Annotated in this window: 18 protein-coding genes; 11 read left to right on the top strand and 7 right to left on the bottom strand. The window is 73.3% G+C overall.

Going from position 1 to position 19262, the window contains the following annotated elements; all coding sequences use genetic code 11:
* Positions 1 to 25 precede the first annotated feature (25 nt).
* From ABZ865_RS21030 to hutU, 3 genes are read right to left on the bottom strand one after another with little or no spacing between them, the layout of a single operon-like run.
* Positions 26 to 1363, bottom strand: a complete 1338-nt coding sequence (locus ABZ865_RS21030; protein WP_361232121.1) for a formimidoylglutamate deiminase — start codon at positions 1361 to 1363, stop codon at positions 26 to 28.
* Complete coding sequence (locus ABZ865_RS21025) at positions 1360 to 2580, bottom strand: allantoate amidohydrolase (RefSeq protein ID WP_361232118.1); 1221 nt, start codon at positions 2578 to 2580, stop codon at positions 1360 to 1362. The genes ABZ865_RS21030 and ABZ865_RS21025 overlap by 4 nt, the downstream gene beginning before the upstream one ends.
* Positions 2577 to 4241 carry a urocanate hydratase gene (gene hutU, locus ABZ865_RS21020; protein WP_361232115.1) on the bottom strand — a complete coding sequence of 555 codons (1665 nt, stop codon included), beginning with the start codon at positions 4239 to 4241 and terminating at the stop codon, positions 2577 to 2579. Before hutU ends, ABZ865_RS21025 begins: the two co-directional genes overlap by 4 nt.
* A 177-nt stretch (positions 4242 to 4418) precedes the next feature.
* Between hutU and ABZ865_RS21015 the strand changes: the two genes are divergently transcribed.
* From ABZ865_RS21015 to ABZ865_RS20995, 5 genes are all read left to right on the top strand, one after another.
* Positions 4419 to 5882, top strand: a complete 1464-nt coding sequence (locus ABZ865_RS21015) for a diaminopimelate decarboxylase (RefSeq protein WP_361232113.1) — start codon at positions 4419 to 4421, stop codon at positions 5880 to 5882.
* Positions 5883 to 6060: 178 nt separating this feature from the next.
* A complete protein-coding gene (locus ABZ865_RS21010) occupies positions 6061 to 6450 on the top strand; it encodes a hypothetical protein (RefSeq protein ID WP_361232110.1) in 390 nt (129 codons plus the stop codon).
* Entirely contained in the window at positions 6447 to 7265 is an 819-nt protein-coding gene (locus ABZ865_RS21005; protein WP_361232107.1) for a transcriptional regulator, read from the top strand. The genes ABZ865_RS21010 and ABZ865_RS21005 overlap by 4 nt, the downstream gene beginning before the upstream one ends.
* Positions 7266 to 7296: 31 nt before the next feature.
* Positions 7297 to 7788 (top strand): roadblock/LC7 domain-containing protein, encoded by a 492-nt coding sequence (locus ABZ865_RS21000; RefSeq protein WP_361232105.1) that lies wholly within the window; start codon positions 7297 to 7299, stop codon positions 7786 to 7788.
* Between the two features lie 10 nt (positions 7789 to 7798).
* Positions 7799 to 8173, top strand: coding sequence for a hypothetical protein (locus tag ABZ865_RS20995; protein WP_361232102.1), 375 nt, complete (start codon positions 7799 to 7801; stop codon positions 8171 to 8173).
* A 7-nt stretch (positions 8174 to 8180) separates the two neighbouring features.
* On the opposite strand, the gene ABZ865_RS20990 is transcribed toward ABZ865_RS20995, so the two are convergent.
* The gene (locus tag ABZ865_RS20990; protein ID WP_361232100.1) at positions 8181 to 8774 is read right to left on the bottom strand and encodes a hypothetical protein; all 594 of its coding nucleotides are present in this window, start codon (positions 8772 to 8774) and stop codon (positions 8181 to 8183) included.
* Between the two features lie 112 nt (positions 8775 to 8886).
* Entirely contained in the window at positions 8887 to 9729 is an 843-nt protein-coding gene (locus ABZ865_RS20985) for a MurR/RpiR family transcriptional regulator (protein ID WP_361232097.1), read from the bottom strand.
* A 334-nt stretch (positions 9730 to 10063) separates the two neighbouring features.
* On the opposite strand from ABZ865_RS20985, the gene ABZ865_RS20980 reads away from it, so the two are divergent.
* The 3 genes from ABZ865_RS20980 to ABZ865_RS20970 all read left to right on the top strand — a co-directional run bounded on the left by ABZ865_RS20980 (position 10064) and on the right by ABZ865_RS20970 (position 12961).
* A complete protein-coding gene (locus ABZ865_RS20980) occupies positions 10064 to 10768 on the top strand; it encodes a carbonic anhydrase (protein ID WP_361232095.1) in 705 nt (234 codons plus the stop codon).
* Between the two features lie 71 nt (positions 10769 to 10839).
* Entirely contained in the window at positions 10840 to 12459 is a 1620-nt protein-coding gene (locus ABZ865_RS20975; RefSeq protein ID WP_361232093.1) for a SulP family inorganic anion transporter, read from the top strand.
* Positions 12460 to 12469: 10 nt separating this feature from the next.
* On the top strand, positions 12470 to 12961 hold the full coding sequence (locus ABZ865_RS20970) for a hypothetical protein (RefSeq protein WP_361232091.1): 492 nt from the start codon (positions 12470 to 12472) through the stop codon (positions 12959 to 12961).
* Positions 12962 to 13003: 42 nt separating this feature from the next.
* On the opposite strand, the gene ABZ865_RS20965 is transcribed toward ABZ865_RS20970, so the two are convergent.
* The gene (locus ABZ865_RS20965) at positions 13004 to 13765 is read right to left on the bottom strand and encodes an SDR family oxidoreductase (protein WP_361232089.1); all 762 of its coding nucleotides are present in this window, start codon (positions 13763 to 13765) and stop codon (positions 13004 to 13006) included.
* 147 nt (positions 13766 to 13912) lie between these two features.
* Between ABZ865_RS20965 and ABZ865_RS20960 the strand changes: the two genes are divergently transcribed.
* Positions 13913 to 14743 carry a helix-turn-helix transcriptional regulator gene (locus tag ABZ865_RS20960; RefSeq protein ID WP_361232086.1) on the top strand — a complete coding sequence of 277 codons (831 nt, stop codon included), beginning with the start codon at positions 13913 to 13915 and terminating at the stop codon, positions 14741 to 14743.
* A 328-nt stretch (positions 14744 to 15071) separates the two neighbouring features.
* Here ABZ865_RS20960 and ABZ865_RS20955 read toward each other — a convergent pair whose 3' ends face one another.
* Entirely contained in the window at positions 15072 to 16463 is a 1392-nt protein-coding gene (locus ABZ865_RS20955; protein ID WP_361232083.1) for a cystathionine beta-synthase, read from the bottom strand.
* Positions 16464 to 16624: 161 nt separating this feature from the next.
* On the opposite strand from ABZ865_RS20955, the gene ABZ865_RS20950 reads away from it, so the two are divergent.
* Positions 16625 to 17647 (top strand): SGNH/GDSL hydrolase family protein, encoded by a 1023-nt coding sequence (locus tag ABZ865_RS20950; protein ID WP_361232080.1) that lies wholly within the window; start codon positions 16625 to 16627, stop codon positions 17645 to 17647.
* 158 nt (positions 17648 to 17805) lie between these two features.
* Complete coding sequence (locus tag ABZ865_RS20945; protein ID WP_361232077.1) at positions 17806 to 19026, top strand: acetyl-CoA C-acetyltransferase; 1221 nt, start codon at positions 17806 to 17808, stop codon at positions 19024 to 19026.
* Positions 19027 to 19262 lie beyond the last annotated feature (236 nt).

Here is a 19262-nt window from a genome sequence, read left to right as displayed (position 1 = left end):
GTGTCCTCAGGGGTGGCGATGGGTTTCAGCCTCGCAGGGCCTCGATGGAGTCCGCCAGCGCGGACGGAACGTCCGGTACGAGCTGGTGGACCCCGTCGCGTACGACCTGACGTCCGCCCACGACCGTGTGGCGTACGTCCGCCGCGGAGGCGGCGAATACGGCGGTCTCCGCGCCGAGTCGCGGCACCGGTCCCGCTGTCCTGACGGAGTCGAGGGCGACGGTGGTGAAGTCGGCGAGCGCCCCCGCCTCCAGCGTGCCCGCGTCCTGCCAGCCCAGCGCCGCGTGACCGTCCGCCGAGGCCGCGCGCAGCAGGGCCGCGGCGGTCCAGTGGCCCCGGGTGCGGGTGCGCAGCCGCTCGTTCAGCTCCATCGCCCGCGCCTCTTCGAGCAGGTCGATGACGGCGTGGCTGTCGGAGCCGAGGGAGAGCGGGGAGCCCGCGCGCTGGAGGGCGACGGCCGGTCCGATGCCGTCCGCCAGATCGCGCTCGGTGGTCGGGCACATGCAGGTGCCGGTGCCAGAGTCGCCGAGCAGCGCGATGTCCTCGTCGGTGAGGTGCGTGTTGTGCACACCGGTGGTGCGCGGCCCGAGGACGCCGTGGTCGGCGAGCAGCCGGGTGGGGGTGCGGCCGTGCGCGGCGAGGCAGGCGTCGTTCTCGGCGGTCTGCTCCGACAGGTGCACATGCAGCGGGGCCCGCCGCTCCTCCGCCCAGCGTGCGACGGTCGCCAACTGGTCGGCGGGCACGGCCCGTACGGAGTGGATCGCCGCCCCGATCCGTGCGTGATCCCGTTCCTTGAGAACTGAACAGCGTTCGGCCCAGGCCTCCGCGCTGCCGTCGGAGAAGCGCAGCTGGTGGATGTTGGGTTCCGCGCCGAAGCCGGAGGAGAGGTAGGCGGTGTCCAGGAGGGTGATGCGGATACCGGCGTCGGCGGCGGCCGCGATCAGCGCCTCGCCCATGGCGTTGGGGTCGGCGTAGGCCGTGCCGCCGTGGGCGTGGTGCACGTAGTGGAACTCGCCGACACAGGTGATGCCGGCCAGGGCCATCTCGGCGTACACCGCGCGGGCGAGGGCGTGGTAGGTCTCCGGGGTCAGGTGGTCGGCGACGGAGTACATCACCTCGCGCCAGGTCCAGAAGGTCCCGCTGCCGACCTGGACCGTGCCGCGCAGCGCCCGGTGGAAGGCGTGGCTGTGGGCGTTCGCCAGGCCCGGCAACGTGAGCCCGCGCAGGACCTCGGCGCCGGGCGGCGGGGTGGGGACGCCGGTGCGGACGGCGGTGATCCGCCCGCCTGCCACGTCGACCGCCACGCCCGGCTCGACGTTCGTGCCGAGCCAGGCGTGCTCCAACCAGTAGGTTCCCTTGGTCACCTGCAGGCCAGTCCTTCCAGTACGTCGGCGAGCGCGCGCACGCCGGCCACGCAGTCGTCCTCGGCGGCGAACTCGGCCGGGGAGTGCGAGACACCGGTGGGGTTGCGCACGAACAGCATGGCGGTCGGAATGCTGCCGGAGAGAATTCCGGCGTCGTGTCCGGCCCCGGTCCCCAGGACGGGCACGTTCAGGTGGTCGCCCGACGTCCCCAGGATGCGGCCGAGTTCGTCGCGCAGGGCGTGGTCGAACTCGACGACCGGGGTGAAGGACTCCCGGACGACGTCGAGGTCGATGCCGTGCGCGTCGGCGTACTCCCGGGCGGCCTTCTCGATGCCGCCGACGACGGTGTCCAGGGTCTCCTGGTCGGCGGCGCGGGAGTCGAGCCAGCCGCGCACCAGGGAGGGGATGGCGTTGACGCCGTTCGGCTCGACGGAGATCTTGCCGAAGGTGGCGACGGCACCGGCGAGCTGTGCCTCGCGGCGGGCGGCCAGGACGGTCTCGGCGTACGACAGCATCGGGTCGCGCCGGTCCACGAGCCGGGTCGTGCCCGCGTGGTTGGCCTCGCCCCGGAAGTCGAACCGCCACCGCCCGTGCGGCCAGATGGCGCCGGCGATGCCGACCCGGTCGCCGGACAGGTCCAGCGCGCGGCCCTGCTCGACGTGCAGCTCCACGAAGGCGCCGATGCGGGCCAGCCGCTCCGGGTCGGGCCCGATGGCCTCGGGGTCGTATCCGGCGGCCTCCATGGCCTTCGGGAGGCTGATCCCCTCGCCGTCGGTGAGCCGCCGCGCCTGCTCGGCGGTCAACTGCCCCGAGGTGAGCCGGGACCCGACACAGGCGAGCCCGAACCGGGCCCCCTCCTCGTCGCCGAAGTTGACGATGGCCAGGGGCTTGGTGAGCTGTACGTTCCGCGCGCGCAGTTCGTCGAGCGCGGCGAAGGAGGACACGACCCCGAGGGGCCCGTCGAAGGCCCCTCCGTCCGGCACCGAGTCCAGATGCGACCCCGTGACGACGGCGTCCCCGGCGGCCGGGTCCCCCAGCCAGGCCCACTGGTTCCCGTTGCGGTCGACCTCGTACGCCAGCCCGCGCGCCTCGGCCTGCTCCTTGAACCAGGCCCGGCACTCGACGTCGGCCCCGGTCCAGGCGTAGCGCCGGTAGCCGCCGGAGGCGGAGCTGCGGCCGATCGGCAGCAGCTCCGCCCACATGCTGTGGAAGGTCACGCCTCGTCACCCTCGCGCATCGGCACCCGGACGCCGCGCTCCTGCGCGACGGACTCCGCGATGTCGTAGCCCGCGTCCACGTGCCGGATGACGCCCATGCCGGGGTCGTTGGTGAGGACGCGGCGGATCTTCTCGCCGCCGAGCTTCGTGCCGTCGGCCACCGTGACCTGGCCGGCGTGGATGGAGCGGCCCATGCCCACGCCGCCACCGTGGTGGATGGAGACCCAGGAGGCGCCCGAGGCCACATTGACCATCGCGTTCAGCAGCGGCCAGTCGGCGATCGCGTCGGAGCCGTCGAGCATGGCCTCGGTCTCGCGGTACGGGGAGGCGACGGAGCCGCAGTCGAGGTGGTCGCGGCCGATGGCCAGCGGGGCGGCCAGCTCGCCGGAGGCGACCATGTCGTTGAAGCGCTCGCCGGCCTTGTCGCGCTCGCCGTAGCCGAGCCAGCAGATGCGGGCGGGCAGGCCCTGGAAGTGGACGCGCTCGCCGGCCATCTTGATCCAGCGGGCCAGCGACTCGTTCTCCGGGAACAGCTCCAGGATCGCCTTGTCGGTCTTGGCGATGTCGGCCGGGTCGCCGGACAGCGCGGCCCAGCGGAAGGGACCCTTGCCCTCGCAGAAGAGGGGGCGGATGTAGGCGGGGACGAAGCCCGGGAAGGCGAAGGCGCGGTCGTACCCGGCCAGCTGGGCCTCGCCGCGGATGGAGTTGCCGTAGTCGAAGACCTCGGCGCCGGCGTCCATGAAGCCGACCATGGCCTCGACGTGCTTCGCCATCGACTCCCGGGCCCGCGTGGTGAAGCCGGCCGGGTCCTTGGCGGCGGCGTCGGCCATGTCCTCGAAGGCCACACCGACCGGCAGGTACGACAGCGGGTCGTGCGCGGAGGTCTGGTCGGTGACGATGTCGATCGGCGCGTTCATCGCGAGCAGCTGCGGGACCAGCTCGGCGGCGTTGCCGAGGACGCCGATGGAGAGCGGCTTGCGCTGGTCGCGGGCCTCGGTGGCCAGCTGGAGCGCGTGGTCGAGGCTGTCGGCCCTGACGTCCAGGTAGCGGTGCTCGATGCGGCGCTCGATGGCGCGCGGGTCGCAGTCGATGCAGATGGCGACGCCGTCGTTCATCGTCACGGCGAGCGGCTGGGCGCCGCCCATGCCGCCGAGGCCGGCGGTGAGGGTGATGGTCCCGGCGAGGGTGCCGTTGAACTTCTTCGCGGCGACGGCGGCGAAGGTCTCGTAGGTGCCCTGGAGGATGCCCTGGGTGCCGATGTAGATCCAGGAGCCGGCGGTCATCTGGCCGTACATGGTCAGGCCGAGGGCCTCCAGACGGCGGAACTCCTCCCAGTTGGCCCAGTCACCGACGAGGTTGGAGTTGGCGATGAGGACACGCGGGGCCCACTCGTGGGTCTGCATGACGCCGACCGGGCGGCCGGACTGGACCAGCATGGTCTCGTCCTGCTTGAGGGTCTTCAGCGTGCGCACCATGGCGTCGAAGGAGCGCCAGTCACGGGCGGCCTTGCCGGTGCCGCCGTAGACGACGAGCTTGTCGGGGTGCTCGGCGACCTCGGGGTCGAGGTTGTTCTGGAGCATCCGCAGGGCGGCCTCCTGCTGCCATCCCAAGGCGCTCAGTTCCGTGCCGCGCGGTGCTCGTACGGGGCGGGGTCCCGACATCGTCTGCCTCCTCTGTTGCTGCGTCTATTCACATCCTGTCTCCCTGAATAGAACTAGTCAATACGTCGAGGCGGCCACGTCGGCGCGTCGCGAGTGTTTGGCTGGAAGTACTGCCGTACGAGACGGGGACGACAGGGACGACAGGGACGCGAAGGCCGACAGGACGGGGGAAGAGCCATGGAGCACGACATCGAGCACGAGGCCCGGGAGCACGAGGCCCAGGACCGCGAGCCTCGGGAGCGCGAGGCCCAGGACCGCGAGGCCCAGGACCGCGATGCCCGGGAGCGCAAGGCCCGGGAGCGCGCCGCCCGGCGGGACGAGGCGGTGCGGGGCGCGGTGGAGCAGGGCCTGCTGGGCCCGGACGCGCCGGTGGCGGGCCTGCTGGACGTCACCGGCATCCGGGAGTCGGCGGCCGCCCTGCGCGCGGCGTTCGACGCGGTCGTACCGCCCGGGACGCCGGTGCTGCACGCCTTCGCGGTGAAGGCGACCCCGCTGGTGCCGGTGCTGAGCCTGCTGCACGCGGAGGGCATCGGCGCCGAGGTGGCGAGCCCCGGCGAGCTGGCGCTGGCGCGGGCGGCCGGGGTGCCGGTGGCCCGGACGGTGCTGGACTCCCCCGCCAAGACCCCGGCGGAGCTGCGCGAGGCGCTGGCGCTGGGCATCGCCGTCAACGCGGACAATCCGCAGGAACTGGACCGCATCGACGGCATGGTCCGCACCGCGCCCACCCGGTCCCCGCTCGGCATCCGGGTCAACCCGCAGGTCGGCGGCGGCACCATCGGGGCGACCTCGACGGCGACGGAGACCTCCAAGTTCGGAGTGGCGCTGCGCGACGAGGGGGCCCGGGAGTGGGTCGTACGGGCATACCTGGAGCGGCCGTGGCTGACCCGGCTGCACGCGCACACCGGCTCGCAGGGCATCCCGTTGTCCCTGCTGGCGCGGGGCGTGGCGGAGGCGTACGCGCTCGCCGAGGAGATCAACGCGCGCGCCGGGCGGCATCAGATCGACACGCTCGACATCGGCGGCGGGCTGCCGGTCGACTTCACCGGGGAGGCGACGGTGCCGACGTACGCGCAGTACGCGCGGCTGCTGGCCGAGGAGGTGCCGGGGCTGTTCGACGGGCGGTACGGGCTGGTGACCGAGTTCGGGCGGTCACTGCTGGCCAAGCACGGCACGGTGGTGGCGCGGGTGGAGTACGCCAAGAGCGCGGGCGGGCGGCGGATCGCGGTGACCCACGCGGGCGTGCAGGTGGCGACGCGGACGGTGTACGCGCCGGGGAGCTGGCCGCTCAGGATCGCCGGGTACGACGGGAAGGGGCGGCCGAAGGAGGGGCCCCTCGTCGTGCAGGACGTGGCCGGTCCCGCGTGCTTCTCGGGCGACCTGCTGGCGGAGGCGCGTGCGCTGCCCCTGCTGGAGCAGGGTGATTACGCGGCGGCGCTGGACACGGGCGCGTACTACTTCGCGCACCACTACGCCTACAACTCCCTTACCCGGCCTGGAATCTATGGCTTCGCGCCGGACGGAACGGGCGGCGTGGCCTTCGCGACCGTGCGGGAGCCGCAGACCGTGGCGGAGGTGGTGGCCGAATCCGGAGGGGCGTACGCGGCCGGGCTCACCACCCTGCCCGCGTCCGGGAGCCGTTGACGCACCCCTGCCCCACCTCGAACAAATGGATCAACTGCCGTGACACAGCCGTCAGTTGACCCACACTAGTACGCCGGACGCACGTTCCAATGGAAAATGCCAAAGCCCTCATCTCCCGCGCACACGTTGCGTAGTGTCCTTGTCACTCAACCGGGGTCCAGCGGGGAGGGGAGCCGGCGTGCCCGGAATCGACGAGTGCCTACTGGAAGCGATGCGGCTGCCCGGCGCACGGGGGGCCGCGCTGGTGGACTGGACGAGCGGACTGGCGCTGGGCGCTGTCGGGGACGCCCCCGGCGGCGACCACGAGACCGCCGCGGCCGAGGCCGCCGAACTGGCCCGGCTGGCCGCCGAACACGGCGCCTTCGCGGCCGGCGAGACGGAGGACGGGCGACCGCCCGTCGAGGACGTGATCGTCAGCAACCACGACAGCTACCACCTGCTGCGGTTCGTGGACACGTCCTTCGACAGCAGCGTCTTCCTGCACCTGTGGCTCGGCCGCGAGGAGGGCAACCTCGCCCTCGCCCGGATCCGGCTCGGCGAGATGGCTGCCCGGCTGGTGCTGGGATGACGATGGTCGAAACGCCTCCGCCGCTGCCGGTGCGGGACAAGGCCACGGCGCCGGACCGCACGGCGGGCGCGCTGTCGCCCATGCTGCGGCGGCTCGCCGAGGAGCAGGCCACCGGCATCCTCGTCCGCGAGCACGGCACCCTGCACCTCGCCGAGGGCCGGGTGGTGCACGCCGAGAGCCGCCACTCCCCCGGTCTCGACGTGCTCCTCACGGCCCACGGCACCCTCGCCACCGCCGCCTGGCGGCGGGCGGCCCGGCAGTCCGACGGCCCCGCGGACGCGGCCCGCCTGCTGCTGGCCGAAGGGCTGCTGCCCGAGGGCGCCCTGGAGCTGTGTCACCTGGACGCGCTGTACGACGCCGGGTACTTCACGCTCTCGCCGAGCAGCACCCCGGGGCGCTTCCGCTACGGCAGCGCCACCCGCCCGGGCCCGCTGCCCTCGGTCCCCGTCATCGCCCTGGAACGCGAGACGCTGCGTCGCCGGCTGCGACTGCACCGCCTGTGGCCGGATCCGGCCGCCGACAGCGCCCCGCTGATCCGCGCCGCCCCGGCCGCCGCGGCGCCGGTCACCCCTCGCGCACGGGCGGTCCTGGACCGGGTGGACGGCGTCCGCACGGCCCTGGAGATCGCCCGCGACCTGGGCCGGCAGGCGTTCCACACGCTCGTGGACGTACGGCGGCTCGCGGCGGCCGGACTCGTCCGGCCGACGCCCGCGGCCCCCGTCCCGCCGATGGTTCCCCCGGCTCCCCCACTCACGGTCACCGACCCCGACATCGCGCTGCTGAAGAGGCTCAGGGATGCGCTGGAGGCGCTTTGAACGGCACCAACCCGCCGAGAGGAGAGAGCTGATGGTGTCCGAGAAGGACCTCGAAGCCGTCCTGGAGGAGCTGCGCCGGCTCCGGACCCGAGTGCCGCAGCTCACCGGCGCCGTCGCCGCCGGTGTCGACGGTCTCGTCGTCGCCCACGACACCCCGGGTGTCGACCCGGAGGGGCTGGCGGCACTCACCGCGGCCGCGCTCGGTGTCGCCGTCCGGATGGCCGACGCCACCGGGAACGGCGGCTTCCGGGAGCTGCTGGTGCGCGGCGAGGGCGGCTACGTCGCCACCTACGCGGCCGGGCGCACCGCCGTGCTGACACTGCTGGCCCAGGACCGGGTCAACGTCGGCCGGCTGCACCTGGAGGGCCGCCGCGCCGGCGCCCGCGTCGGGGACGTGCTCGACGCCGCCGAGGCCGCCGCACAGGCCTCCCGGGCGACCACCAGGACCACACCCGCACGGACCAGATCAACGCGCGCGGCTCGCACCACGACCGCCGAAGCGCGCACCGCAACCGACAGCTGAAAGGACCATCATGGCCAACCCCGAGACCTCGCTGAAAGAGGCGCTGACCTCCATCGAGGGCGCCACCGGCGTCGCGCTCGTCGACTACACCAGCGGGATGGCGCTGGGCACGATGGGCGGCAGCAAGAGCTTCGACCTGAACGTGGCCGCCGCCGGCAACACCGACGTCATCCGGGCCAAGATGCGCACGATGGAACACCTGAACCTCAAGGGCGAGATCGAGGACATCCTGATCACGCTGACGGACCAGTACCACCTGATCCGCCTGCTCAAGGGCCGTGGCGGCAACGGCCTGTTCCTCTACCTGGTCCTCGACTCGAGCCGGGCCAACCTCGCGATGGCCCGGCACCAGCTCAAGAAGATCGAGGAGGACCTCGAGGTCTAGGGCCTCCCTAGACGAGGGCGGCGGTACGGCGGCGGGTCCCGCCCGGGGCCGCGTCGCCGGCCGCGATGCCCGTAGCGCGCAGGCCCTTCACGGTCCTGCCCGCCGGGCGCCCGCCCCGCCCGTCCAGCCAGTCGACGCGCACCCACAGCAGCGCGTCCTGCTCCCGCTCCCGCCGGCCCAGCCACGCGGCCTTCAGCGCGAGGCCGGTGCCGGCGCCGGCGAGCAGGAGGCCGCCGGCCGCGGGCAGCGCGAAGGAGCTGCCGAGGGCGGCGGCGAAGGCCAGGAGGAGCCACCAGCGGTGGCCTCGGCGCCAGGCGCGGACGGTCACCGCTCGGTCCTGGAGGACGTCGTGCTTGCCGGCGCGGGCGGCCGAGCGGGCGAGGGCGGTGTAGCGCTTGCGGTGTGCCAGCGCCACGGCGGCCGCGGTGACCAGGAACAGCGCGGCCCCCGCGAGCACCCCGATCCGCCGGCCGGTGAGGCCGGGCGGCAGAACGCCGACTCCCGCGGCGAGCACCCCGCACCACCACAGCGGGGCGGCCCCCGCCCGTACGACGACGGCCACCCGGGCCAGTCCCTGTCCGCCACGTCCTGCGCGCGCCACGTCGGCCTCCCGTGTCACGTGTCCCAAAGCGCCTGTGTGTTCGCGCAGCACGCTAACGGCGGAAGGTGAGACGAGTCTGAGAGCACGCCGGACCCCGCCAGGTCACGCCGGGTCAGTCGACGAACAGCCCGCGGGCCGCCGCGGTGGCATCGAACTCCTCCAACCGGGACTGCGCGTCCGGCAGGTCGTCGCAGATCGCCTCCAGCAGCACCCGTCCGAGCAGCATCGGCGCGCACGCCGTGTCGAAGGCGAGCCCGGTGCCGACGGCGGCCGGCAGCAGCAGGTCGGAGTACTTGGCGACCGGCGCGAAGGCGGAGTCGGCGACCGCGACGACGGTCAGGCCCGCGTCCTTGGCGTAGGCGAGGGTGTCGATGACCTCGCGCGGATGCCGGGGCAGCGCGAAGCACAGCAGTGCCGAGGCGCCGGCGCGGACGGCCGCGTCGATGCGGTCCTGGATCATCGTGCCGCCCTCGTTGAGCAGCCGGACGTCCGGGTGGACCTTGGCGGCGAAGTAGGCGAAGCCGTACGCCTGCGAGGCGGCCGCGCGCAGTCCGAGCACCGGCAGCGGGCGGGACGCGGCCAGGATCCGGCCGGCCTTCTGCACCGGGCGGGGGTCGCCGAGCAGCTCCGCGAGGTGCCTGAGGTTCTCGATCTCGGCCTCGACGGCCTGCTGGTACTCGTTGTACGAGCCCGCCTCGGCGGCCGGTTCGACGGGCACCACCTCGCGCAGGTGCTTGCGCAGCGCCGGGTAGCCGTCGAAGCCGAGGGCGACCGCGAACCGGGTCACCGACGGCTGGCTGACCCCGGCCAGCTCGGCCAGCTCCACGCTGGACAGGAACGGCACGTCGGCGGCCCGGCGCACCATGCTGTGCGCGATGCGGCGCTGGGTCGGCGTGAGCCGGTGCCCCTCGAAGAGCGCCTGCAACCGGTTGGCCGGGCTGTCGGTCGCGCTCATGACGTACTCCCCCTCAGTTCTGCTCGACGCCCCGGGAGAGTACAGCGCCGAGGCCTGGACGGACACGGCCCACCTATTCAGAAGATGCGGCCCTGCATACCGTTATACAGGCGCGGCGCGGAGAACGCATGGGTGTATCCGCTGGTCGCACGGCGGAATGCGGCGCACACGCCGGAGCCGAAGGCGCATCCGCCGGGCGCCGATCAAGAGGCGGTATCGCAGGTCCGATGATCCGCCGACGAATCGGCCAAGTGTCGTTAAACGGCCACAGGGTGTGACCGAGTCGGTGCTTACGGTGAACATGCGCTACTGGCACGACTCCTGAGGAAGCGTCATGGCCTCCAACCGCAGGGCCTTCCTGGCGGCCACCGCCGCCGGGGCGCTGACCGCCGTTCCCGCGGCGGCCGCGCCCGCACCCCGCCGCCCCCACCCTCTCCCCGCCTCGGCCTCGCCCGACCCGGGGGAACCCCCTCGCACCGCGCGCACCGCCCTCGGCGAACTCCTCGCCGGCAACCAGCGGTACGCCGCCGGACGCCCCCGGCATCCGCACGACACCCCCGCCCGGCAGCACCTGTTGGCCGAGGCCCAGCATCCGTTCGCGGTGGTCGTCGGCTGCATCGACTCCCGGGTGCCGCCCGAGCTGGTCTTCGACCAGGGACTCGGCGACCTGCTGTGCATAAGGACCGCGGGCGAGGTGCTGGACGAGGCGGTGCTCGGCTCCGTCCAGTACGGCGTGGCGGAGCTGGGCATCCCGCTCGTGCTGGTCCTCGGGCACGAGCGCTGCGGTGCCGTCGCCGCCACGCTGGAGCATCTGCGCACGGGGGCGCCGGTGACGGGCCATCTGAGACGGCTGGTCGACGGGATCCTCCCCGCTGCCCGCCGCACCCGCGCACTGCCCGGCGACTGGGCGGAGCACACCCTGCGCGCCCACACCGCCCGGGTCCGGGACTCACTCCGCACGGACCCCGCGTTCGGCTCCGCCCGGATCGAGGCCGCGCGCTTCGACCTCGACACGGGCCTCGTGTCCCTGCTGCCCTGAACCGCCGCCCACCTTCCCGACACCTTCCCGACGCCTCCCCGGCACCTCCCCACTCCCCACGGCCGCCCCCCATGCCCGAAGGCACCATGAACCTCACCCGTGTCCTCGCCGTCCTCCCCTCCCCCGCCGACCTGCGCTCCATGACCCGCGCGCCGCGCCGCGACCTGATGTGCGGGCTGACCGTCGCCGTCGTCGCGCTGCCCCTGGCCCTCGGCTTCGGTGTCACCTCCGGACTCGGCGCCGCCGCCGGGCTGACCACGGCGGTCGTCGCCGGGGCGCTGGCCGCGCTGTGCGGCGGCAGCGCCCGCCAGGTCAGCGGCCCGACCGGCGCCATGACCGTCGTCCTCGTCCCGATCGTGCACCACTACGGCGCCGCCGGTGTCCTCACCGTCGGCCTGATGGCGGGCGTCCTGCTGGTGCTGCTCGCGCTCGCGCGGGCCGGGGCGGCGATGGTGTACGTCCCCGCCCCCGTGATCGCCGGTTTCACCATCGGCATCGCCTGTGTGATCGCCCTCCAGCAGGTGCCCGCCGCGCTCGGTGTGCCCGCCCCGGGCGGCGAGCAGGTCGCCGTGGTGGCGGCGCGGGCGGCCCAGGAGTTCGGGCGCGCCCCGCACTGGCCGGCCCTGCTGCTCGCGCTGGGCTCGGCGGCGCTCGTGTCGGCCGGCGCCCGCTGGCGGCCGACCGTGCCGTTCTCCCTCGCCGCCGTGGCCGTCGCGACCGTCGTGGCCGAGGTGCTGCGGTTGCCCGTGCCCCGGATCGGCGCGCTCCCCTCCTCCCTCCCCGCGCCCTCCCTCGCCTTCCTGGACCTCTCCCGCGTACCCTCCCTGCTCGCCCCGGCGGCCGCGGTGGCCGCGCTCGCCGCGCTGGAGTCCCTGCTGTCGGCGTCGGTCGCCGACGGCATGCGGCCGGGTGAGCGGCACGACCCGTCCAAGGAGCTGTTCGGGCAGGGCGTGGCCAACCTCGCGGCGCCGCTGTTCGGCGGGGTCCCGGCGACCGGCGCCATCGCGCGGACGGCCGTCAACGTCCGTACCGGGGCCGCCTCCCGGCTGGCCGCGCTCACGCACGCGGTGATCCTCGCCGGGATCGCGGCGGTCGCCGCCCCGCTGGTGGGCCGGGTCCCGCTGGCCGCGCTCGCCGGGGTGCTGCTGGCGACGGCCGTACGGATGGTGGAGCGGGGCGCTGTTCGGGCGATGGCGCGGGCCACCCGGGGCGACGCCCTGGTGCTGGTCCTCACCGCCGGCGCCACACTCGCCCTGGACCTGGTGCGGGCGGTGCTGATCGGCCTGGGCGTCTCGGTGCTGCTGGCGCTGCGCGCGGCGGTGCGCGGCACCCGGCTGACCCCGGCCGCCGCCGACGAACTCCCCGGCGAGGCGGGCACGGTGACCTACCGATTCGACGGCCCGCTGGTCTTCGCCGGCGCCCACCGCTTCCGGCGCGGCCTCGCCGACCTGCAGGAGGGCGTCTCGGCGGTCGATCTCAGGCTGTCGGGTCTGACGGCGGTGGACGCGACCGGCGCGCTGGCCCTGAAGGAGGCGGTGGACGAACTGCGTGGGCGGGGCGTCGCGGTCCGCATCAGCGAGGTGGACCGGGACCACCGCCGGGTCCTGGAGTCCTGCGGGGTCCTTACGGCGGCCGGCCCCAGCACGGACAGGGGGGTTCTCCCCAGTGCGGCGAGCGCCACGGCTCCCTAGGGTGGGCCGCATGAGCGCAACCGACCCGCAGCACGCCCGCCAGGCCGCGCGTGCCGGCCACGCCGACCGCCTCGACCGCCTGGATCGCCTCGACCACGTCGACCTCAAGAAGGACCTCGACGCCACCGTGCGGGCCCGCAGGGAACTGGGCGAGGAGTACGACTCCGCGCTGGTCGACTCCTTCCTGGAGAAGGTCGAGCAGCGGATCGACGAAACGGTCGACCGCCGGGTGCGCCGGCACCTGGCCGAGCAGCAGATGGCGACCGCGCGCGGGGGTCGGCGGCCGAGGCCGGCCGACTCGTGGGGCGAGCGCTACGGCTTCGCCCTGCTCACCCTGGTGCTGGCCATTCCGCTGTCCGCCATCGCCGGTGGTCTCGCGGGGATGCCCGGGATCGTGACGAGCTGGATCGGCATCGTCGGCGTCAACGCGGCCCAGGCCGTACGCCTCCACCCGGAACTGCTCCCGGGCCGCGGCTCCGGCCGTCCCGCCCGCGAGGACTGAGCGGACCGGCCGCCGCTCGGCTCACCCCGCACCCCGCACCTCTCATGCCTGCCGCGTCGGCAGGACCATGATCTGGCGCAGGTTGACGTGCCGGGGGCGGCTGGTGGCGTAGGCGACGACATCGGCGACCTCCGCCGCCGAGAGGCTCCCGATCGCCTCCAGCATGCCGTCCAGCTGCCCGGACAGCTCCGCGCTGTCGACGTGTGTCGCCAGCTCGGTCTCCGTCAGCCCCGGTTCGATGTTGGTGACCCGCACGTCACGCGGCCCGAACTCGCCGCGCAGGGACTGGGAGAGGTAGGTGACGGCCGCCTTCGTCGCGCCGTACACCGCGTAGTTGGGGAAGGTGATGTGGGCGCCGATGGACGACACGTTCACCAGGTCCGCGGTGCGGCCCTCGGCGGCCGCGGCCACCAGGTCGGCGGAGAAGGCGCGGATCATCCGCAGCACCCCGGTCACGTTGGTGTCGAGCATCCGCTGCCACTCGTCGAGCCGGCCGTCGTCCACCGGGTTCGGCAGCATCACGCCGGCGTTGTTGACGACCAGGTCGACGCGGCCGTAGGTCTGGTGGACGAGATCGCGGGCGGCCTCGACGGACGCGTCGTCGGTGACGTCGGCGACCACCACCAGCGCCTCGCCGCCCTCGGCCCGGATCTTCCCGGCGACGTGCTCCAGCCGGTCCGCGCGCCGGGCGAACAGCGCGACCCGGGCGCCCTGCGCGGCGAGCTGCAGCGCGACGGCCTCGCCGATGCCGCTGGCGGCGCCGGTGACGACGGCGGTACGGCCGGACAGGTTCTCGTACGACATGGGTGTTCCCCCTGGTGCGGTGGCCGGGGCGGATCCCCGGCCGGTGACACCACCCTCGCCGTCCCCGGCCGCCGTACCCAGGGATGCGCTTTTCCTGGGTCTGCCAGTACCAGGATGGCGGGCGGCCGCTCCCCTACGATCGAACCCATGGACGGGGACCTCGGAGACTTCCTGCGCTCACGCCGCGCCCGCATCCGGCCCGAGGAGGTGGGACTGCCCTCCCACGGCCGGCGCCGCGTACCGGGCCTGCGCCGCGAGGAGGTCGCCCAGCTCGCGGGCGTGAGCGTGGACTACTACATCCGCCTGGAGCAGGGCCGGGGTCCGAGCGTCTCGGATGCCGTGCTGGACGCGATCGCGCGGGTGCTGCGGCTGGACGAGACCGAGCACACGTATCTGCGCACGGTGGCCCGGCCGCGCGGGCGCCGTGAGCGCCGTCCGGCCACGCCCCGGGTACGGCAGGGCGTGCAGCTGCTGCTGGACAGCATGGAGCGGACCCCCGCGTTCGTGCTGGGCCGCCGGATGGACGTGCTCGCCTGGAACGCGCTCGGCGACGCGGTGGGCGGCTTCAGCCGCATGGCGCCGGGCGAGCGCAACATGCCGCGCCAGGTCTTCCTCGACCCCGCCGCCCGGGACCTCTACCCCGAGTGGGCCGCGGTGGCCGCCCAGACCGTGGCCAACCTGCGCATCGGCGCGGGCCGGTACGCCGACGACCCCGAGCTGTGCGCGCTGGTCGGCGAACTGTCCCTGAAGAGCGAGGACTTCCGCCGCCTGTGGGCGGACCACCAGGTCAAGGAGTGCGCGTACGGCGTCAAGAAGGTGCGCCATCCGGTGGCCGGCCTGCTGACCCTCCCGTACGAGACCCTGACGGTCCCGACGGACCCGGACCAGACGATCGTGGTGTACACCCCGGAACCGGGCTCGGAGACGGCGGAGCGGCTCGCTCTGCTCGGCAGCTGGGAGACGAGTACCGCCCGCTGAAAAAGACTGTCGCGGGGACCGCCGCACCCCCGTTTCCGGGGGGCGGGACGACGGCGGTCCCCGCGAGGGACGCGGGCCGGGTCAGGGCCGGGCTTCCGCATCCTTGGCGTCCATGGAGGTCCGGGAGCCGCTCCGGAGGTCCTTGGCGCCGTTCGGCGCCGGCCTGGGCGGGGAGCCGCTCCCGCCCTGCCGACACCCACCAATGTGCCGGACCCGTGTTAAGCGGGTGCTGCGCGCACGTGACGCGCTCGTACCACTTCCGCTACGGCGCGAACGGCCGCGGTCACCGCAAGTTCGCCGCCGACACAGGCCGTTCACCGGACGTTCGCTACTGCTTTCCGCCCTTGGCCAGGAAGGCCAGCAGGTCCTGCCGGCTGACCACGCCGGTCGGCTTGCCCTCGACCAGGACGATCGCCGCGTCAGCCGAACCCAGCACCTGCATCAGGTCGTTGACGGACTCACCGGAGCCGACCTGCGGCAGCGGGGCCGACATGTGCTTCTCCAGCGGGTCCTCCAGCGAGGCCCGCTTGGAGAACAGGGCGTCCAGCAGCTCGCGCTCCACGACCGAGCCGACGACCTCGGCGGCCATCACGTCCGGGTGGCCGGCGCCGGGCTTGACGACCGGCATCTGCGAGACGCCGTACTCGCGCAGCACCTCGATGGCCTGGCCGACGGTCTCCTCGGGGTGCATGTGCACCAGGGAGGGGATGGCGCCGTGCGCCTTGTCGCTGAGGACGTCGGCGACGCGGGCGCTGGGGCCCTCGTCCTCCAGGAAGCCGTAGTCGGCCATCCACTCGTCGTTGAAGATCTTGCTGAGGTAGCCGCGGCCGCTGTCCGGGAGCAGGACGACCACGACGTCGTCCGGGCCGAGCCGCTCGGCGACCTCCAGCGCGGCCACGACGGCCATGCCGCAGGAGCCGCCCACCAGCAGGCCCTCCTCCTTGGCGAGGCGGCGGGTCATCTGGAAGGCGTCCTTGTCGGACACGGCGACGATCTCGTCGGCGACGGTGCGGTCGTAGGCGTCCGGCCAGAAGTCCTCGCCGACGCCCTCGATCAGGTACGGGCGGCCCGAGCCGCCGGAGTAGACGGAGCCCTCCGGGTCGGCGCCGATGACCTGGACCTTGCCGGCGCTGGCGTCCTTCAGGTAGCGGCCGGTGCCGGAGATGGTGCCGCCGGTGCCGACGCCCGCCACGAAGTGGGTGATCTTCCCCTCGGTCTGCTCCCACAGCTCGGGGCCGGTCGAGTGATAGTGCGAGAGCGGGTTGTTGGGGTTGGAGTACTGGTCCGGCTTCCACGCGCCGGGGGTCTCGCGGACGAGCCGGTCGGAGACGTTGTAGTACGAGTCCGGGTGCTCGGGGGCTACGGCGGTCGGGCAGACGACGACCTCGGCGCCGTACGCGCGCAGCACGTTGATCTTGTCGGTGCTCACCTTGTCAGGGCACACGAAGATGCACTTGTAGCCCTTCTGCTGGGCCACGATGGCGAGGCCCACGCCGGTGTTCCCACTCGTCGGCTCGACGATCGTGCCGCCCGGCTTCAGTTCCCCGCTCTGTTCGGCGGCCTCGATCATGCGCAGGGCGATGCGGTCCTTCACGGAACCGCCCGGGTTGAAGTACTCGACCTTGGCCAGGACGGTGGCCTGGATGCCCTTGGTCACGCTGTTGAGCCTCACCAACGGGGTGTTGCCGACGAGGCTGATCATCGAGTCGTGGAATTGCACCGTTGTCTCCGGTTGCTTGCAAAAAACAGTGGTCGTAGTGGTCCAGCCAGCGTACGGCCCCCAGGTGACGTGCGGTGGGCGTTCACTCCCCGTTGAGATTGGCGCACGGTCCGTACGGGGCAAGGAGTGGATGTACGGCTACGAGGAGGTGGCGGCGACGCATGACGAACATGTCGAGGGCGCGGGTGGCCCGGCGCATCGCGGCCGGAGCGGCGTACGGCGGTGGCGGGGTCGGACTGATCGGCGCGGCGGCCGTGGGGCTGGTGCTGGCGGAGGTGCGGCTGGCCCGCCGTGCCGTGAACAACGGCAACCGGGGCGGCCGGGTGCCCCTGGCCGAGGGCCTGTACGGCAAGGGGTACGACGTTCCCGGTGAGCCGCCCCTCCGGCTGGCGATGCTGGGCGACTCCACGGCGGCGGGCCAGGGCGTGCATCGCGCGGGCCAGACGCCGGGGGCGCTGCTGGCGTCGGGACTGTCGGCGGTGGCGGAGCGTCCGGTGGAACTCCGGAACGTGGCTCTGCCCGGCGCCCAGTCGGACGACCTGGACCGCCAGGTCGCGCTGGTCCTGTCCTCATCCCGGCCCGTCCCCGACGTCTGCGTGATCATGATCGGCGCGAACGACGTGACGCACCGGATGCCGCCGACGCGCTCGGTACGGCATCTGTCGGCGGCCGTACGACGGCTGCGGACGGCCGGCGCGGAGGTGGTCGTCGGCACGTGTCCCGACCTCGGCACCATCGAGCCCGTGCAGCAGCCGCTGCGCTGGCTGGCCCGCCGGGCCTCGCGGCAGCTGGCGGCGGCGCAGACGATCGGGGTCGTGGAGCAGGGGGGACGGACCGTGTCCCTCGGCGATCTGCTGGGCCCCGAGTTCGAGGCGAACCCGCGGGAGCTGTTCGGGCCGGACAACTACCACCCCTCGGCGGAGGGGTACGCCACCGCGGCGATGGCGGTCCTGCCGACGGTCTGTGCGGCGCTGGGGCTGTGGCCGGCGGAGGAGGAGCGGCCGGACGTGTCCCGTCGCGAGGGCTTCCTGCCGGTTGCGCGGGCGGCGGCGGAGGCCGCCTCCGAGGCGGGTACGGAGGTCACGGCGGCGATGCCGACCGGGCCCCGGGGGCCGTGGGCACTGCTCAAGCGGCGGCGGAGGCGGCGCGTGCCGGAGGCCGAGCCCGCGACCCCGTCGGTGTGACGTCGGCGTAACGTCGATGTGACGAGGCTCACCTATCCGAGCCAAGCAAGCGCTTAGACAATTGGGTTCAGTGTCACACCGCCGCAGCGGTGCCCTGGGCCATACGTACGGGTAACTTCCCAACCGGCCCTGAACCCCTCGTACGCACTGGAGCCGTGATGCCCGAAGCCGTCATCGTGTCGACCGCCCGCTCCCCCATCGGCCGCGCCTTCAAGGGCTCGCTCAAGGACCTTCGTCCCGACGACCTGACCGCGACCATCATCCAGGCCGCGCTCGCGAAGGTCCCCGAGCTGGACCCGAAGGACATCGACGACCTGATGCTCGGCTGCGGCCTCCCCGGCGGCGAGCAGGGCAACAACCTCGGCCGGATCGTCGCCGTGCAGATGGGCATGGACCACCTGCCGGGCTGCACGATCACCCGTTACTGCTCCTCCTCGCTGCAGACGAGCCGCATGGCGCTGCACGCCATCAAGGCCGGCGAGGGCGACGTCTTCATCTCGGCCGGTGTCGAGATGGTGTCGCGGTTCGTGAAGGGCAACTCCGACAGCCTTCCGGACACGCACAACCCGTTCTTCGCCGAGGCCGAGGCCCGCACCGCCGCCGTCGCGGAGCAGGAGGGCACCACCTGGCACGACCCGCGTGAGGACGGGCTGGTCCCGGACGCCTACATCGCGATGGGCCAGACCGCGGAGAACCTCGCCCGCTGGAAGGGCGTCACCCGCCAGGACATGGACGAGTTCGGCGTCCGCTCGCAGAACCTCGCCGAGGAAGCCATCAAGAACGGCTTCTGGGAGCGCGAGATCACCCCGGTGACCCTCCCCGACGGCACCGTGGTCAGCAAGGACGACGGCCCGCGCGCCGGCGTCACCCTGGAGGGCGTGTCGGGCCTCAAGCCGGTCTTCCGCCCGGACGGCCTGGTCACCGCCGGCAACTGCTGCCCGCTCAACGACGGCGCCGCCGCGGTCGTGATCATGTCCGACACCAAGGCCCGCGAGCTGGGCCTCACCCCGCTCGCCCGCATCGTGTCGACCGGCGTCTCCGGCCTGTCCCCCGAGATCATGGGCCTCGGCCCGGTGGAGGCCTCCCAGCAGGCCCTGCGCCGCGCCGGCCTGACCATCGACGACATCGACCTGGTCGAGATCAACGAGGCCTTCGCCGCCCAGGTGATCCCCTCCTACCGCGACCTCGGCATCGACCTCGACAAGCTGAACGTCAACGGCGGCGCCATCGCTGTCGGCCACCCCTTCGGCATGACCGGCGCGCGCATCACCGGCACGCTCATCAACTCCCTGCAGTTCCACGACAAGCAGTTCGGTCTGGAGACCATGTGCGTCGGCGGCGGCCAGGGCATGGCGATGGTCATCGAGCGCCTCAGCTGACCCACCGACACCGTGCGTGACCGGCGGAGCACCCTACGTCGGACAACGGCCCGGAACCCGGGAAACGCCCGGGTTCTGGGCCGTTTTGTGATCCAATCTCCCTCAGGATGTGACCTATCTCGCTCGCCGGGGATACACCGCAGGTCAGCGCAGGTCAGAGCGGGGACACACGAACCCTGGAGCCGAAAGCCCTGTCCGTTTCGTGACGTTACGCACTGACAGAAGGTTAGTCCGCC

This window comes from Streptomyces sp. NPDC047085, from assembly GCF_040643735.1.
Taxonomy (GTDB): domain Bacteria; phylum Actinomycetota; class Actinomycetes; order Streptomycetales; family Streptomycetaceae; genus Streptomyces.
This window is presented reverse-complemented; position numbering and strand designations above follow the sequence as displayed.

Bases quoted from the DNA above. Each gene is read 5' to 3' on its own strand.
- hutU (WP_361232115.1), bottom strand. From the start codon at position 4,241: ATGTCGGGACCCCGCCCCGTACGAGCACCGCGCGGCACGGAACTGAGC.
- ABZ865_RS21015 (WP_361232113.1), top strand. From the start codon at position 4,419: ATGGAGCACGACATCGAGCACGAGGCCCGGGAGCACGAGGCCCAGGAC.
- ABZ865_RS21005 (WP_361232107.1), top strand. From the start codon at position 6,447: ATGACGATGGTCGAAACGCCTCCGCCGCTGCCGGTGCGGGACAAGGCC.
- ABZ865_RS21000 (WP_361232105.1), top strand. From the start codon at position 7,297: ATGGTGTCCGAGAAGGACCTCGAAGCCGTCCTGGAGGAGCTGCGCCGG.
- ABZ865_RS20995 (WP_361232102.1), top strand. From the start codon at position 7,799: ATGGCCAACCCCGAGACCTCGCTGAAAGAGGCGCTGACCTCCATCGAG.
- ABZ865_RS20985 (WP_361232097.1), bottom strand. From the start codon at position 9,729: ATGAGCGCGACCGACAGCCCGGCCAACCGGTTGCAGGCGCTCTTCGAG.
- ABZ865_RS20980 (WP_361232095.1), top strand. From the start codon at position 10,064: ATGGCCTCCAACCGCAGGGCCTTCCTGGCGGCCACCGCCGCCGGGGCG.
- ABZ865_RS20975 (WP_361232093.1), top strand. From the start codon at position 10,840: ATGCCCGAAGGCACCATGAACCTCACCCGTGTCCTCGCCGTCCTCCCC.
- ABZ865_RS20970 (WP_361232091.1), top strand. From the start codon at position 12,470: ATGAGCGCAACCGACCCGCAGCACGCCCGCCAGGCCGCGCGTGCCGGC.
- ABZ865_RS20965 (WP_361232089.1), bottom strand. From the start codon at position 13,765: ATGTCGTACGAGAACCTGTCCGGCCGTACCGCCGTCGTCACCGGCGCC.
- ABZ865_RS20960 (WP_361232086.1), top strand. From the start codon at position 13,913: ATGGACGGGGACCTCGGAGACTTCCTGCGCTCACGCCGCGCCCGCATC.
- ABZ865_RS20950 (WP_361232080.1), top strand. From the start codon at position 16,625: ATGACGAACATGTCGAGGGCGCGGGTGGCCCGGCGCATCGCGGCCGGA.
- ABZ865_RS20945 (WP_361232077.1), top strand. From the start codon at position 17,806: ATGCCCGAAGCCGTCATCGTGTCGACCGCCCGCTCCCCCATCGGCCGC.